General features: G+C 44.4%; 10 protein-coding genes. All 10 read left to right on the forward strand.

Translation table 11 applies throughout. The features are described 5' to 3' along the window. The first annotated feature begins 31 nt into the window (after positions 1–31). The 10 genes from FZ941_RS08495 to FZ941_RS08540 all read left to right on the forward strand — a co-directional run bounded on the left by FZ941_RS08495 (position 32) and on the right by FZ941_RS08540 (position 16,606). A complete protein-coding gene (locus FZ941_RS08495; protein ID WP_148887549.1) occupies positions 32–727 on the forward strand; it encodes a helix-hairpin-helix domain-containing protein in 696 nt (231 codons plus the stop codon). Beyond that, positions 708–2,948 carry a DNA internalization-related competence protein ComEC/Rec2 gene (locus tag FZ941_RS08500; protein WP_148887550.1) on the forward strand — a complete coding sequence of 747 codons (2,241 nt, stop codon included), beginning with the start codon at positions 708–710 and terminating at the stop codon, positions 2,946–2,948. Before FZ941_RS08495 ends, FZ941_RS08500 begins: the two co-directional genes overlap by 20 nt. Before the next feature lie 106 nt (positions 2,949–3,054). Beyond that, positions 3,055–3,990 (forward strand): DUF805 domain-containing protein, encoded by a 936-nt coding sequence (locus tag FZ941_RS08505; protein WP_148887551.1) that lies wholly within the window; start codon positions 3,055–3,057, stop codon positions 3,988–3,990. Positions 3,991–4,283: 293 nt separating this feature from the next. Beyond that, positions 4,284–4,754 carry an RNA polymerase sigma factor gene (locus tag FZ941_RS08510; RefSeq protein WP_187418409.1) on the forward strand — a complete coding sequence of 157 codons (471 nt, stop codon included), beginning with the start codon at positions 4,284–4,286 and terminating at the stop codon, positions 4,752–4,754. Next, positions 4,741–5,739, forward strand: coding sequence for an anti sigma factor C-terminal domain-containing protein (locus FZ941_RS08515; protein ID WP_148887553.1), 999 nt, complete (start codon positions 4,741–4,743; stop codon positions 5,737–5,739). Before FZ941_RS08510 ends, FZ941_RS08515 begins: the two co-directional genes overlap by 14 nt. Positions 5,740–5,861: 122 nt before the next feature. Then, positions 5,862–7,058 (forward strand): elongation factor Tu, encoded by a 1,197-nt coding sequence (gene tuf, locus FZ941_RS08520; RefSeq protein WP_005590656.1) that lies wholly within the window; start codon positions 5,862–5,864, stop codon positions 7,056–7,058. A gap of 139 nt (positions 7,059–7,197) precedes the next feature. Beyond that, complete coding sequence (gene rexB / locus FZ941_RS08525) at positions 7,198–10,485, forward strand: ATP-dependent nuclease subunit B (RefSeq protein ID WP_148887554.1); 3,288 nt, start codon at positions 7,198–7,200, stop codon at positions 10,483–10,485. Then, on the forward strand, positions 10,482–14,153 hold the full coding sequence (gene addA / locus FZ941_RS08530; RefSeq protein ID WP_148887555.1) for a helicase-exonuclease AddAB subunit AddA: 3,672 nt from the start codon (positions 10,482–10,484) through the stop codon (positions 14,151–14,153). Before rexB ends, addA begins: the two co-directional genes overlap by 4 nt. A gap of 139 nt (positions 14,154–14,292) precedes the next feature. After that, complete coding sequence (locus tag FZ941_RS08535) at positions 14,293–15,291, forward strand: glycosyltransferase family 4 protein (RefSeq protein ID WP_061422587.1); 999 nt, start codon at positions 14,293–14,295, stop codon at positions 15,289–15,291. A 1-nt stretch (position 15,292) separates the two neighbouring features. Next, positions 15,293–16,606, forward strand: coding sequence for a glycosyltransferase family 4 protein (locus FZ941_RS08540; protein ID WP_148887556.1), 1,314 nt, complete (start codon positions 15,293–15,295; stop codon positions 16,604–16,606). Positions 16,607–16,615 lie beyond the last annotated feature (9 nt).

Below are 16,615 nucleotides of genomic sequence, written 5' to 3' on the forward strand. Positions count from 1 at the left end.
TTTACGAATAGAAAGATAAAGGAGAAAAATGATGTTTGAAGAAATAGTTGAAAAATTAAAGGAATACAAGATTTTTGTTGGACTTTCCTTGCTGGGAATCATCTTGGCTGGATTTTTCTTGCTGAAGGGCAACGATCAGCCACAGAATCAGGTCCCTGCACTGGCTCAGGAAGTGGTCACATCGGCTTCATCTGAAACCGATGTAGAAAAAAGAAATATCAATCAAGAAAAGATCAACTCAGAAAAGGATATGCATTCAGAGGAATCTGATGAAGAAGTCACCGTTGATGTCAAAGGAGCTGTCAAAAATCCTGGAGTTTATCAGTTGCGGGCAGGAGCGCGTGTGCATGATGCCTTACAAAAAGCAGGTGGTCTACTGCCAGATGCTGAGCCAAAATCCATCAACCAAGCTCAAAAATTAACAGATGAGGCGGTTGTTTATGTAGCTAGAGTCGGTGAGGAAGGCGCAGATGTGACACAAGCTAGTCAGACGCCCGCTGGAAATGGAGAAACGGCAAAGGGGAAGCCTGGCTTGGTCAATCTCAATACGGCGACCGAAGCTGAACTTCAGACGGTTTCAGGTATCGGTCAAAAGAAAGCGCAAGACATCATCGCTTATCGGGAAGCCAATGGCAAGTTTAAGTCAGTAGATGAGCTGAAAAATGTTTCAGGAATCGGTGCTAAAACCTTAGAAAAGTTAAAAGACTATGTCACAGTGGATAAATGAATTTCCCATCAAACCTATCTATTTTTGTCTGTTGCTAGTGTTGACCTACTTTGCTGTTTACACAGGCAGTCTGCCAGCTTATCTGGGTTTGGCAGCTCTCCTTGTTCGGCTATTTTGCCTTTATTCGACGAAGAATAGTCTGCTTGTTTTGATGTTTTTGAGTCTTTTTGCAGGATTTTTCTTATTTCGGAGAGAAATGGCTAATCAAGCCTTTCAAGATGAACCGAAAACTATCCCTGCCATTGTGATGAAGCCGGATACGATCAAAGTCAATGGGGATTCGCTTTCTTTTCGTGGCTATTCCAATGGTCGGACTTATCAGGCTTTTTATAAAATCCAGTCAGAACAGGAAAAACAAGCTTTTCAAAAGCTGAGCGATCAACTGCTTTTGGAGATTGATGGAGAGCTTAGTTTAGCAGAAGACCAGCGTAATTTTTCAGGTTTTGACTATCGGGCTTATCTGAAAACGCAGGGGATTTACAGGATTTTGAAAATCAATCAAATTAAGTCCAGTCAACATTTTAGCAGTCTTAATCCTTGGGATTGGCTGTCGGTCTGGCGCAGAAAAGCCTTGGTTTATATCAAGGAAAATTTTCCTAGCCCCATGAGTCACTATATGACTGGACTCTTGTTTGGTGAATTGGACACAGATTTTGCTGAGATGAATGAACTTTATTCTAGTCTGGGGATTATCCATCTCTTTGCCCTATCTGGCATGCAGGTCGGCTATTTCATGGATGGTTTTCGCAGGCTTCTCCTGAAATCTGGTTTAAAAAGGGAAACCGTCGATTGGCTTCAGTTGCCCTTTTCCTTCATCTATGCGGGTTTGACGGGCTTTTCAGTATCGGTCGTGAGGAGTTTAGTGCAAAAGCTGCTCTCGCAGTTTGGTGTGACTAAGCTGGATAATTTTGCTTTAACGATCATGCTCCTATCCATTTTTATGCCCAATTTTCTATTGACGACGGGTGGCGTTCTTTCCTGTGCCTATGCTTTTGTTATTTCGGTCATGGATTTTGAGCATTTACCTCCCGTGCGAAAGGTGCTGGCAGAAAGTCTGACCATTTCACTGGGGATTTTGCCGATTCTGATTTTCTATTTTTCTGAATTTCAGCCTTGGTCTATTCTGCTGACTTTTCTATTTTCAGTTGTTTTTGATCTTTTTATGCTTCCAGCCCTAACCTTTATTTTTGCCCTATCGCCTCTTTTGAAAATCAGTCAGGTCAATGCCTTATTTGAACTGCTGGAAGGGCTGATTCGCTGGACGGCGGCTATTTCCTCACGGCCAGTGGTTTTTGGTCAGCCATCTATCTGGATGATGCTAGGCCTGCTTATCACTCTTTGCTTGCTCTATGATTTTCGCAGACAGAAAAAAGTTGTGACCTTACTTAGCTTGGTTCTTGCTCTGCTCTTTTTCGTCACAAAGCATCCCTTGCAAAATGAAATTACAGTTATCGATATTGGGCAGGGAGATAGCATTTTCTTGCGCGATTGGCGGGGGAAATCTGTTCTGATTGATGTGGGTGGTCGAGTGGAGATTGGCAAGAAAGAAGCTTGGCAAAAGCGGATTTCTGCGACAAATGCAGAAAAGACCTTGATTCCCTATCTGAAAAGTCGGGGAGTGAGTCACTTGGATGTGCTGGTTTTGACCCACACCGATACGGACCATATGGGCGATATGTTGGAAGTAGCCGAGCATTTTTCTATAAAGGAAATTTATGTATCTAAGGGAAGCTTGACCCAGTCGGATTTTGTGGAGAAACTGGAGCGGATGCAGACGAGAGTCCATGCGGTAGAAGTAGGAGATAGCCTTCCGATTTTTGATAGTGCTCTGCAGGTTCTCTATCCTGAGGATACAGGCGACGGTAGCAATGATGACTCTGTCGTTTTGTACGGGAAGTTTTTTGGAACTAGCTTTTTGTTTACGGGAGACTTAGAGGAGAATGGCGAAGCTACCTTGATGCGGCGTTTTCCGCAACTCAAGGTGGATGTTTTAAAAGCAGGCCACCACGGTTCTAAGGGCTCCTCTAGCCCAGAATTTTTACATCAGCTTCAGCCCAAAATTGCCCTCATATCTGCAGGTAGGAATAACCGCTACAAGCATCCTCATCAGGAAACTCTGGACAGATTTGAGAACATTCAGACACAGATTTTCCGTACAGATGAACAAGGAGCCATTCGCTTCAGTGGCTGGGATTCATGGGAAATCGAAACGGTAAAGTAATTCCTGTTTCCTTGCTCTGAGACGGAGCTAGGATTAACTTACCTTGATTTCGAGCTAAAATTATGATACAATGAATCCTGTTAATAAAAATTTAGAGGAGATTTCTATGTTTTCTGCTTATAAAAAATTTTGGACTCGTTATGCAGACTTTAGTGGTCGTTCAAGTCGTTCGGATTACTGGTGGGTTGTCCTATGTAATTTTTTGATTACCTTACCATTTTCGTTGATTGCCCTTTTTGGTTTTCTCATTCCGCTTTTTAGTGAAGTTTATTATGCGGGATTGTACGGTTATGAACCAGATTTTTCTGGAGCTATGGCTGGCGCTGGTTTTGCTGCGTTCATAATGTTCTTGCTTGCTATCTATGGACTTGCAACGATCGTTCCTCATCTTGCTATCACAGTTCGTCGTCTTCGCGACGCTGGTTTCCACTGGGCATTTATTTTTCTGGGAGTAGGGCCATCAATAGCTTCACTCATTCCAGTTTTGAATATTTTGGCTGCTTTGGTTTCTCTGCCATGTGGTATTGCCTTGATAGTCCTCCTTTGCCAAGCTAGCAAACCAGCTCAGTCAGTTAATGGGGCTCCTTATGGTCAACAAGGATTCCAAGGTCAGCAATTTGGCCAAGCACAACAACCGGTTCAAAACCAACAGTTTGCTCAGCCTGGATTCCAAGGACAACAACAGCCGACACAAAACCAACAATTTGGTCAAGCTCAACAGCCAGCTCAAAACCAACAGTTTAGTCAGCCTGTTAACCAAGAGCAACCATTTGCTCAGCAACAAGCACCAGTTCAGAATCCAGAATTTGGTCAGCCTCAGCAACCTTTTGGTCAAAATCAAGTGAACCAGCCAACTCAACCGTTTGCTGCTAGCCAAGCCCAAACTCAAGAGTCAACCCAATCAGCATTTTCAGCATCAGTTTCAGGATCAGCTGAATCAGTTCATTCAGTAGAAGCTCATCAGTCTCAAGCTGCAACTGCAGAACAGGCTCTGGGAACTGCTTCTGAACAAATCACTAACTCAGAGTCAATCTCTCAGTAAAATCTATAAGATATCAACCCTAGATAGTTTCAACCTATCTGGGGTTTCTTTGTCATGTTTGAAATTTTTGTAACCAAAATGACTTTCGATTCGTTATACTAGTAGAAAAGGGGATGAATAAAAAAGTATTAAATAGAGAAAAGCAGTTTCAAATGAGAAGTAGCAGCTGCGAGCTTTGGATTAGAAAGACTTTTTACTATTATTCTGCTATTTAAAGGAATGCAAGTAAGGAGAGATTTGAGGAGAAGTTGTGGGGAGGTGAGATTATCAAACTGGATGAATACGAAAACATCTTGGTTGGCTTTGCTCGAGAGATTGTTTTCTACCTGCAAAAGTCAGGAGCTTCTAAGGCAGAGGCAGAGGATGTGGTGCAGGATGTTTTTGTCAAAATGTTAGAGACTGATCTGGTTATCCCATCAGAGAAGATGCGAGCTTGGATGTATCGGGTTTCTATCCGCCGCTATATCGATCGCTATAGGCGCGATCAGCATTATCTAGAAATTTTGCAAAAGGAATTTTTCAAACAAGATGTGATTCAACCATTTGAAAACGACCATTATGAGCTGTTAAGGTCGACGATAGAAGAGCTTCCAACTAAGGAAGCAATGCTTCTAGATCTTTATTATTTCCAAAATTTTACAGTAAAGGAAATCGCTCATATTATGTCGTATTCTGTAAGTAAAGTGAAAGTACAACTCATGCGTAGCCGAGTTAAGCTTCGCCATAAATTGGAAAAGAAAGGATATAGAAATGGAAACATTTGAAATTTTAGCGAAGAAAAGTAAGAGAAAACGACTTTGGAAGACAGTTGCCATCAGTAGCCTTGTTTCCTTAGCTTTATTGCTTCTACTAGGGAAGGGATTGATAGAATTAGCCTCTAGTAATGGTCGAAATTTGCAGAAAGAGTATGAAGTTATGTCGGAAATCGCCTACCCTAATGTTGACTATGACAGTCTTTACTACACTCAAAATTCTTTGTTTTCAGGAACCTTACATTCTGATCGTTTCAAGGATTTAGATGGAGTGAAGGTAACTTATCCTTCCTATGAGGGAAACTATTCTCTCATAGGTGCTTTTAGGGATCCGACTGCGGAAGGGACTTATTTGTCTCTCTCAGGAACCTATACGCGAGAACTTCGGCAGAAATATCCGGTCTTTTACAATATTAATGCTAAAGGAACAATAGATACAAAGCGAATCCCTCAAGAACTTGCTTCTGTCAAAGAAATGCCGAATCAATTGGTGGAAGTAGCTTTGACTTTTGATAAAGCTTATACCTATAAGGAAATCCAGCAGATGATACCGAGCAACCTCAAGATTAACTGGTACTGGATTGGCAGTCAGTCAGAAGATGTTGACAATACTGGGGCATTGCGCACTGATCCTAAGACGACTTACGGAGCTAACGCTGGTCTTCTCTTTACTTATGATTCAGATGTTAGAAAGAAGGCAAAAGAGGCTAAGAAAGAGCAGCAGACTTTCTTGGATTATCTGAAAAAGGCAGATAAAAATCTTTTCCCAAGTGTTAGTGGGTACAACACGTACAATGATGTGGAGTCCTATCTCAAGAAATTTGGTCAGCTAGATATTCGTGAAGAAGAAAATCGTGATCAATTAACTTTCTCTGGCGTCATCTTGACTGGAAAAGCTGAAAATTTCGCTCAATTAGAAGAAAAAGAATGGATTTATGCTTCCAGTATTGGTGCTTCCGTTCCCAATCAGCCTTACTATAAGCTAGATAAGGAATAATTGACAAAAAATGTGTAAAAGGCTTGCATTTTCAGTGAAATTTGATAAAATAGTAAGGAAAGTTAGACTGTATTGCCTACTGTCTATCTATAAAATATATTTTATTGGAGGCTTTTACTCAAATGGCAAAAGAAAAATACGATCGTAGTAAACCACACGTTAACATTGGTACTATCGGACACGTTGACCACGGTAAAACTACTTTGACAGCAGCTATCACAACTGTATTGGCACGTCGCTTGCCTTCATCAGTTAACCAACCAAAAGACTATGCGTCTATCGATGCTGCTCCAGAAGAACGCGAACGCGGTATCACTATCAACACTGCGCACGTTGAGTACGAAACTGAAAAACGTCACTATGCTCACATCGACGCTCCAGGACACGCAGACTACGTTAAAAACATGATCACTGGTGCCGCTCAAATGGACGGAGCTATCCTTGTAGTAGCTTCAACTGATGGACCAATGCCACAAACTCGTGAGCACATCCTTCTTTCTCGTCAGGTTGGTGTTAAACACCTTATCGTCTTCATGAACAAAATTGACTTGGTAGATGACGAAGAATTGCTTGAATTGGTTGAAATGGAAATCCGTGACCTCTTGTCAGAATACGACTTCCCAGGTGACGATCTTCCAGTTATCCAAGGTTCAGCTCTTAAAGCTCTTGAAGGTGATACTAAGTACGAAGACATCATCATGGAATTGATGAACACTGTTGATGAGTACATCCCAGAACCAGAACGTGATACTGACAAACCTCTTCTTCTTCCAGTCGAAGACGTATTCTCAATCACTGGTCGTGGTACAGTTGCTTCAGGACGTATCGACCGTGGTACTGTTCGTGTTAACGACGAAATCGAAATCGTTGGTATCAAAGAAGAAATCCAAAAAGCAGTTGTTACTGGTGTTGAAATGTTCCGTAAACAACTTGACGAAGGTCTTGCAGGGGACAACGTAGGTGTGCTTCTTCGTGGTATCCAACGTGATGAAATCGAACGTGGTCAAGTTATTGCTAAACCAGGTTCAATCAACCCACACACTAAATTCAAGGGTGAAGTTTACATCCTTACTAAAGAAGAAGGTGGACGTCATACTCCATTCTTCAACAACTACCGTCCACAGTTCTACTTCCGTACAACTGACGTTACAGGTTCAATCGAACTTCCAGCAGGTACTGAAATGGTAATGCCTGGTGATAACGTAACTATCGACGTTGAGTTGATCCACCCAATCGCCGTTGAACAAGGTACTACTTTCTCTATCCGTGAAGGTGGACGTACTGTTGGTTCAGGTATGGTTACTGAAATCGAAGCTTAATTCGATTTCGTTCCCAGATAACAATTATAAAATCAGACACGAAAAGTCTCGCTTCGGCGGGGCTTTTTCTTTTAGACAAAGCCTTTTTCTCGCAAACATGATATAATGTTTTTATATTTTGTTGTTGAAAAGAGACGGTATGAAATTACTTTATACGGACATCCGCAGTCCTTTGACGGCGCATTTGGCTAAGCAAGCTCAGGACTTAGCAGCGTCCGGCAAGCGGGTCTTTTATATAGCACCCAACTCGCTTTCTTTTGAAAAGGAGCGAGCAGTTTTGGAGGCATTGGAAAATCAGGCTTCTTTTGCTATTACGGTGACACGTTTTGCTCAGATGGCTCGCTATTTTGTCCTTAATGATGTTCAAGATGGACAGCCTTTGGACGACATTGGCCTAGGTATGCTATTTTACCGAATATTATCGGAAATGGATGATCGAGAACTAAAGGTTTATGGGTGGATTAAAAAGGATGCACAATTTATCCAGCAACTGATAGACCTTTATCATGAGCTTCAGACAGCCCAGATGACTTTTGCGGATTTGTGCCATCTAGAGGAGCCAGAGAAGCGTGAGGATTTGCTCAAAATTTTCACGGCCTTTTCAGATGCTCTTCAGGCGGGAAATTATGATGCGACTTCTAAGCTCACAATCTTCGCTCAGCATATTCTAGCTGGAGATTTGGATGGGGAATTGGCTAATCTCGCGCTGGTTATTGACGGCTTTACCCGCTTTTCGGCAGAGGAGGAATACCTAGTGGATTTGCTGCATCGTAAGGGAGTGGAGATTGTCATTGGCGTTTATGCTAGTCAAAAAGCCTATCGGACAGCCTTTTGTGAGGGCAATCTTTATCAGGCCAGCGTCGAATTTTTGCTCAAGCTGGCTCAAACCTATCAGGTCAAGCCAGAGTATCTGGCAGGCGATTCGAATCAATCTGATGATGCCTTTGGCAAGATTTCCAAGATTTTAGAGAGTCGCTATGATTTTTCTGAAACCCATGTGGAATTGACTGCGGAGGATCGCTCTCACCTAGAGATTTGGTCGGTACGCAATCAAAAAGAAGAACTGGAATATGTGGCCAAGTCCATCCGCCAGCGGCTTCATGATGGTGCCCGCTACAAGGATATCCGCCTGCTTTTGGGTGATGTGGAGGCCTACCAACTCCAGCTGAAGACTATTTTTGACCAATATCAGATTCCCTTTTATTTAGGGCGGTCTGAGTCCATGTCTCAGCATCCTTTGGTCCAGTTTTTAGAGTCACTGGAGCGCTTGAAACGCTATAATTTTCAGACAGAAGATTTACTCAATCTTTTAAAAACTGGCCTGTATGGTGATTTGAGTCAGGAGGAGCTGGATAGTTTTGAGCAGTACCTTCGATTTGCTGAGATTAAAGGGGCAGCCAAACTGGGGAGAGATTTCACCATCAACCGTCAGGAGAAATTTGACCTGAAGCGGCTCAATGTCATGCGTCGGAGTCTTATCACGCCTCTGTTAGATTTTTTCAAATCTCGTAGTCAGACAGCGACTGGTCTCTTGGCTAAATTTACCAACTTTATCAAAGAGGTTCGCTTGGATGCCAATCTGATGAGGCTGCTGGAAGGAGCAAGCCAGCAGGAAGTAGAACGGCAGGATGAAGTCTGGAAGACCTTCTGCCATGTCTTGGAGCAGCTTGGTCAGGTGTTTGATGGTAGCAAGCTCAAGATAGATGATTTTCTGGCTCTGATTCTGTCTGGCATGCTTTTGGCTAAATATCGAATGGTACCAGCGACAGTGGATGTGGTGACCGTTCAATCCTATGATTTGATTGAGCCCATGGCTGCGCCTTATGTCTATGCTATCGGGCTGACGCAGGAGCGCTTGCCCAAGTTAGCGCAAAATAAAAGTCTGCTCAGTGACGAAGAACGGCAGGCCTTAAATCAAGCAACTGGGGACGAGTCAGAGTTGCAGGTAGCCAGCAGCGAAAATCTCAAGAAAAACCGATTTGCAGCGTTATCTTTGCTTAATTCAGCGACAGAGGATTTGGTTCTGTCTGCTCCTGTCTTGACCAATGAAGTAGAAGATGCCATGTCTTCCTATTTGACGGAGCTGGAAATAGCGCCTATTTCCCTGCCTATCATCAGCAAGCAGCCACAGGCTAGTAGCGACGATATTGGGACTTATCGGGCTTTGTTGGCGCGCGTGATTGACCTTTATCAAGAAGATATTGACCGTGAATGGACGCCGGAGGAACAGACCTTCTGGGCAGTGGCGGTTCGAGTCTTGCGCAAGAAGTTGGCAGCTGAGGGAATTTCCATTCCCCAGATCAGCAAGGAATTGAAGACGGAGACTCTCAAGTCAGAAACCCTCCAAGCTCTTTATCCTTCAGAGCAGCCTTTGAAACTGTCGGCTTCTGCCCTCAATGAATACTTTAAAAACCAGTATGCCTATTTTCTTAAGTATGTCTTGCGGCTGCAGGAGGAGTGGACGATTCAGCCGGATGCGCGCAGTCACGGGATTTTCCTCCACCGAATCTTTGAAAAGGTTATGAAGGAGCACTTGGATCAGGACTTCGACACTCGCTTACAACGGGCTATGGAGGAGACTAGCTGGGAGCCTGAGTTTGAAACTGTCTATGGTGAAAATGGGGAGACCCAATTTGCTCGTCGTTTACTATTGGACACAGCTCGAGCTACTGGCCGTATCTTAGCTCAGTCGGATGGGCTGGAGATCATCGGTGAGGAAACTGACTTTGGTCGGGATGATCGGCCTTTCTTGATTTTGGAAAATGACAGAGCTCTTCAAGTGAGCGGTAAGGTGGATCGGATTGATCGTCTGACGGAGACGGGGAGTCTGGGAGTTGTGGATTACAAGTCTGGCGATACCAAATTCAGCTTTGAGAAGTTCTTTAATGGGCTTAACTCTCAGTTGCCGACCTACCTAGCGGCTATCCGAGAAATGCCAGAATACCAAGAAGACAAGGGGATTTTCGGAGCCATGTACCTACAGATGACGGAGCCCCTAGCCAGCCTCAAGGAGACCAAGGCACTGGACGAGGCTGTGAAACAAGTCATGAAAAGTCAGGTATATAAGGGCCTCTTTCTGGCTGATCGAGCCAAGGACTTGGGCGCTAACTATGAGAAAAGCAAGGTTAATCTGCTGACTAAGGAAGAATTGGAAGTGATTTTGGCTTATAATGCTTATCTCTATCAGCAAGCCGCAGAAGGCATTTTAGCTGGCCGTTTTGCCATCAATCCTTATACAGAAAATGGCCGCAGTATTGCCCCTTACGTGGACCAGTTTAAGGCTATTACAGGCTTTGAGGCTAATCTCCATCTGGGGCAGGCTAGACAGCTGACCAAGTTAAATCTTGAGCAGTACGATAAACGGCCGACAGGCGAGAAGCTGCGTCAAGCCTGGCTAGAAAAAATCAAGGAGGAGTTGGACAAATGAGACGGATCCCCTTTTTAAACGAGCAGGATATCCTAGTCAAGCAGGCTGAGGAAGCTGCTTCTGACAAGCCACAAAAGCGCACACCAGAGCAGATCCAGGCCATCTACTCCTCTGGTCAGAATATTCTCGTCTCAGCTTCGGCTGGATCTGGTAAGACCTATGTTATGGTTCAGCGGATTATTGACCAGATTCTCAGGGGTGTGGAGGTCATCCAACTCTTCATCTCCACCTTTACTGTCAAGGCGGCAGGTGAGCTCAAGGAACGGCTGGAGAAGGAGCTGAGTCTGGTACTCAAGGAGACTTCAGATCAGGAACTCCGCCAGCATCTGGCTCAGCAGTTGGCTGAGATTGCCAATGCGGATATTGGCACCATGGATGCCTTTACCCAGAAAGTGGTCAATAAGTACGGCTATTTGCTGGGGCTGGCACCGCATTTTCGGATTTTACAGTCGGCTAGTGAGCAGCTCATTCTGCAAAATGAAGTCTTTGACCAGCTTTTCGATACCTACTATGAGAGTGATCGACAGGAATTATTCAGTCGCTTGGTCAAAAATTTCACTGGCAAGCGCAAGGACATTGCTGGTTTCCGCCAGCAGATTTATAGTATTTATAGTTTTCTCCAGTCTACCAGCAATCCGCGGAAATGGTTGGAGGAAACCTTTCTTCTAGGTTATGAAACCAGTGATTTTGGAGCAGAGCGGGAGCGAATACTATCTGGAGCTAGGCAGTCTTTGCTGGATTTGGAAGATTTTTTCCAGAGCCATCTAGCTCATGAAGGCCAAGCCTTTGCTGGCGCTAAATATCAGGAAAATGTTCAGGCGGCCTTAGATATCTTGGCTGAGCTGACAGAGCAGACTGGATCTGAGCAGTTGCTAGACCTAATTCAGCGCTTTTTAGAATTGGCTAAGACCTCTAACCATCAGGCTTTTACTGCCCGAGTCGGTAAGAATGCGGACGAACTAAAAAAAGAGCTGGCTCAGACCTATAATGAAGCCCGCAAGCCCTTGATAGAGCGAATTAAAGAGCTGGATGTCCGCCTCTATCATCTGAACTTTATGGAGCAGCATCAGGCGGAAGCTCTTCCCCTACTGGATTTGTTACGCGATTTTGTCCGAGATTTTTCATACGCTTATCTGGAGCGCAAAGTAGCGGAAAATGCCTTTGAATTTGGTGATATCAGTCATTTTGCTATTGAAATTTTAGAAAATTATCCAGAAGTGCGGCGTTTTTATCAGGATAAGTACCATGAGATCATGGTCGATGAGTACCAAGACACCAACCATACTCAGGAGCGAATGCTGGAATTGCTGGCTCGAGGAAATAATCGCTTTATGGTCGGCGACATAAAGCAGTCCATCTATCGATTCCGTCAGGCCGATCCGCAGATTTTTAATGATAAATTTAAACTCTATCAGGCCGATCCTAGTCAGGGCAAGTTGATTATCCTCAAGGAAAATTTCCGCAGTCACATCGAGGTGCTGGAAGCGACCAATGATGTTTTTAAACGACTCATGGACGAGGAAGTCGGCGAGATTGACTACAATGAGACCCACTACTTGGTGGCGGGAAATCCAGCCAAACGGGAGCCTAACCCAGCCAATCAGGCAGAATTTCTGCTTTATGACGGTAGCGCTGATAGCGAAGAAGAGGATTCTGACCAAGGTTTGCCCAGCATTTCAGCGGGTGAGGTAGCCTTAGTAATCAAGGAAATCATCCGCCTTCATAATCAAGAAGGAGTGGATTTCAAGGACATGACCTTGCTGACAGCTTCGCGGACCCGCAATGATCTGATTTTGGCAGAGTTTGACCGACATCATATCCCGATTGTGCCTGATGATGGCGAGACCAATTATCTCCAGTCGGTAGAGGTAATGGTGATGCTGGATACCTTGCGAACCATTAACAATCCTCTCAATGACTTTGCTCTGACTGCCCTTCTCAAGTCGCCGATGTTTGACTTTAATGAGGATGAATTGGCTCGGCTAGCCTTGCAAGCCTCCAGTACCAAGTCTATGGAAAATCTCTACGAAAAGCTGAGGAATGCTCTGGCTGATCAAGGTCTGGAACCTCAGCTCATCCATGGTGAATTGCGCAAGAAACTGCAGCATTTCCAGACAACGCTGAATGACTGGCGCAGCTATTCCAAGACCCATTCTCTCTATGATTTAATCTGGAAGATTTATCAGGATCGTTTTTACTATGATATGGTAGGGGCTTTTCCAAACGGCGAACAGCGTCAGGCTAATCTCTATGCCCTGTCCTTGCGGGCCAACGATTATGAAAAGTCAAGTTTCAAGGGACTGTCCCGGTTTATCAGCATGATTGACCGAATTTTGAAAAATGAGCACGATTTAGCCAGTGTCCCTCTAGCTGCTCCGAAAAATGCTGTCCAGCTAATGACCATCCATAAGAGTAAGGGTTTAGAGTTTAAGTATGTCTTTCTGCTAAATATGGACAAGGCCTTCAATCGTCAGGATAGCAGCTCTGCTATTATCCTCAGCCGACAAAAAGGCATCGGAATCAAATATGTGGCTGATGTGGATGTTGAGGCTCAGGCTCCTCATGCGCCCAAGCAGATCCGCATTTCCATGGAGACCCTACCCTATCAGCAGAATGCCGAAGAACTCAAGCTGGCTAGCCTGTCTGAGCAGATGCGTCTACTCTATGTGGCCATGACGCGGGCTGAGACCAAGCTTTATTTGGTCGGCAAGGGCAATCAAGTCAAGCTCCAAGAGCGCAAGTGGGGGACTAGCCAAAATGGCCGCTTATCCAGCAGTCTTCGAAGCCAGCTGACCAATTTTCAGGATTGGCTCTATGCCATCCAGTCTGTGTTTGAGGAGGAAAATCTGGCTTATCAGACCCGTTTTGTGACCGATCAAGAGCTGACAGACGAGCAGATTGGAGTAGTGGAGCAGGCTGATCCTATTCCAGTAGATGATTTGACGGGCAACCGTCAGTCAGAAGATATCCGCCGAGCTCTGGATATCTTGGAGAATGTAGACCGGCTCAACAGTCTTTATCAAGCAGCTATTGAATTACCTAGTGTCCGCACGCCCAGCCAAATCAAGAAGTTCTATGAACCAGTTATGGACTCAGAAGGGCTGGACATTATGGATGCGCCTCGAAGTTATCAGCCCCAGCTGACTTTTGATCTGCCTGATTTTGGCAAGAAGAAGCAAATCACAGGAGCTCAAATCGGTTCTGCTGTCCATGAACTCATGCAAAGGATTCCGCTGGATCGTCCTATTACTAAAACTAGCATTCGTCAAGCCTTGACTCAGGTTCAGGCAGATGCGTCAGTCAAGAAAGGGATTGATTTAGCTAAGATTGAAGCATTTTTCACTACAGAACTAGGTCAGCTAATCCAGCAGGAGGCCAATCATCTCCATCGGGAAGCCCCTTTTGCCATGCTCAAGCAGGATCGGGCCAGTGGTCAAGACTTTGTTGTTCGGGGAATCTTAGACGGCTACTTGCTCTTTGATGATCGTATTGTCCTCTTTGACTATAAGACTGATCGCTATCATGAGCCGACAGAGTTGGTGGATCGCTACCGAGCTCAGCTGGATCTCTATGCTGAAGCACTCAGCCGTTCCTATGGTCTTAGCCAAGTAGACAAATATCTGATTCTACTGGGAGGTACTGAACTGCAGGTAGTCAAGGTGGACTAGTCTGCTTGTGAACTGAATAAATCCCAGCGAGAATGGATATTACTAAGGAAAATGCTTGTGGGAAGGTTGAGTGCATTATTTAACTGCCAATCTTCCCTTGGCGTTTCTTTTTTTGCTTCTTTTGGGTATAATAGAAGATATGAAAGTATTACTATATCTAGAAGGAAAGTCTGTTTTAGAAAAATCAGGCATCGGCCGTGCCCTGCAGCATCAAATGCATGCACTGGATCTGGCAGGAATTCCTTATACAACAGATGTTTTAGGAGATTATGATGTCGTGCACATCAACACTTACGGACCTCGTAGCTTGCTTCTTCTTCACGCGGCTAAGCGGGGAGGCAAAAAAGTGATCATGCACGGACATTCGACCAAAGAAGACTTCGAAAATTCTTTTATTGGTTCTAATCTTTTTGCGCCCTTGTTTGGCAAATATCTAGCGCACATGTATAAGATGGCGGACTTTATCATTACTCCGTCTGAGTATTCGAAAAAATTGATTGAATCCTACGGTGTGACGACCCCCATCATGGCTGTCTCAAACGGCATTGACCTGTCGAAATACAAGAAAGATGAACGCAAGGAAGAAGTCTTTAAAAAACATTTTCAGATTGCAGATGGGCAGAAAGTCGTAATCTGTGCCGGTCTTTATTTCAGACGAAAAGGAATCGAAGACTTTGTCGAAGTAGCTCGCAGAATGCCAGATGTCCGCTTTATCTGGCTGGGTTCTATCAATCTTTGGCTTATTCCACGTAAGATTCGAGATCTTGTCCTCTATAATCATCCAGAAAACGTGGAATTTCCAGGTTATTTCAAAGGTGCAGTCTTCCAAGGAGCCATGTCAGGTAGTGACGCCTTCTTTTTCCCGTCTTATGAAGAGACAGAAGGGATTGTGGTCCTAGAAGCGTTAGCCAGCGGACAACACGTGGTCCTGCGTGATATTCCTGTTTATAATGGCTGGATTGATGAAGAGTCGGCGGAGCTTTGTCATAATGTAGATGAGTTTGTCGAATCGCTTCGTAAGGTTCTTGACGGAAAAGTGGATAAACGTGAGGCAGGTTATCGTGTTGCGGAGAGCCGCTCTATCGATGACGTCGCACTTCAGTTAGTCAAGGCTTACCAAACAGTTTTGGAGATGTGATATGCGGATTGGTCTTTTTACAGATACCTATTTTCCTCAGGTTTCCGGGGTGGCGACGAGCATTCGCACCCTCAAGACTGAGCTAGAGAAACTAGGTCACAAAGTCTTTATTTTTACTACGACGGATAAGGATGTCAACCGCTATGAGGATTGGCAGATTATCCGTATTCCCAGCGTGCCTTTCTTCGCTTTTAAGGATCGGCGCGTAGCTTATCGTGGTTTTTCCAATGCCTTAGAAATTGCCCGCCAGTACCAGCTCGATATCATCCATACCCAGACAGAGTTTTCGCTGGGGCTCTTGGGCATCTGGATTGCCAAGGAACTACGGATTCCAGTGGTTCATACCTACCATACCCAGTATGAGGACTATGTGCACTATCTTGCCAAGGGAATGGTGATTCGTCCAAGTATGGTCAAGTACATCGTGCGTGGCTTTATGAGCGATTTGGATGGTGTCATTTGTCCTTCTGAGATTGTTTATGATCTTTTGGTAGGTTACAAAATCAAGGCGGAAAAACGGGTCATTCCAACAGGAATCGATTTGGCCAAGTTTGACCGCCCAGAACTTTCACAGGAAGACATTAAGAAACTGCGCTTTAAACTGGGCATAGCAGAAGACGAAATCATGTTGCTCAGTTTATCAAGAATTTCCTATGAGAAGAATATCCAGGCGATTGTTGAAGCACTGCCAATGGTTTTGGAAGAAAATGCCAAGGTGAAGTTGGTCATTGTTGGAGATGGGCCTTATGCTGAGGACTTGAAAGCCTTGGTAGCCCAGCTTCATATTGAGGATGCTGTCATTTTCACAGGAATGATTGCACCGAGCGATACGGCACTCTACTATAAGGCGGCAGATTTCTTTATTTCGGCTTCAACCAGTGAGACTCAGGGGCTGACTTATCTGGAAAGCTTAGCCAGCGGTACGCCCATCATCGCCCATGGCAATCCTTATCTGGACAATGTCATCAGCGATAAAACTTTTGGTACACTGTATTATGAAAGTCGAGATTTGGCAGGAGCTATTTTGGAGGCCATTTTGGCAACGCCAGATATGGACGAGAAAAAGTTAGCTGATAAATTATACGAGATTTCCGCCGAGAATTTTGGTCGTCGTGTCTATGAATTTTACCTAGATTTGACCATTAGCAAGGATTTTCATAATGATCTCAATCCTGAAGAAACGATGGCCAAACGCTTAGCCAAGACCATTGTCTATTTGCCAGGTAAGATTATTTCTCTGCCAGTAAGTGGTTCTACACGAATCATGAAAGCATCTAAGAAGCAGATTAAGAATATTCGGAAATATTGGGAATAAACTTCCTTA

It is taken from the genome of Streptococcus sp. Marseille-P6264 (genome assembly GCF_902460355.1).
In the GTDB taxonomy this organism is placed as follows: domain Bacteria; phylum Bacillota; class Bacilli; order Lactobacillales; family Streptococcaceae; genus Streptococcus.

Coding starts and splice junctions, on each gene's coding strand:
- FZ941_RS08495 (WP_148887549.1), top strand. CDS start 32: ATGTTTGAAGAAATAGTTGAAAAATTAAAGGAATACAAGATTTTTGTT.
- FZ941_RS08500 (WP_148887550.1), top strand. CDS start 708: ATGTCACAGTGGATAAATGAATTTCCCATCAAACCTATCTATTTTTGT.
- FZ941_RS08505 (WP_148887551.1), top strand. CDS start 3,055: ATGTTTTCTGCTTATAAAAAATTTTGGACTCGTTATGCAGACTTTAGT.
- FZ941_RS08515 (WP_148887553.1), top strand. CDS start 4,741: ATGGAAACATTTGAAATTTTAGCGAAGAAAAGTAAGAGAAAACGACTT.
- tuf (WP_005590656.1), top strand. CDS start 5,862: ATGGCAAAAGAAAAATACGATCGTAGTAAACCACACGTTAACATTGGT.
- rexB (WP_148887554.1), top strand. CDS start 7,198: ATGAAATTACTTTATACGGACATCCGCAGTCCTTTGACGGCGCATTTG.
- addA (WP_148887555.1), top strand. CDS start 10,482: ATGAGACGGATCCCCTTTTTAAACGAGCAGGATATCCTAGTCAAGCAG.
- FZ941_RS08535 (WP_061422587.1), top strand. CDS start 14,293: ATGAAAGTATTACTATATCTAGAAGGAAAGTCTGTTTTAGAAAAATCA.
- FZ941_RS08540 (WP_148887556.1), top strand. CDS start 15,293: ATGCGGATTGGTCTTTTTACAGATACCTATTTTCCTCAGGTTTCCGGG.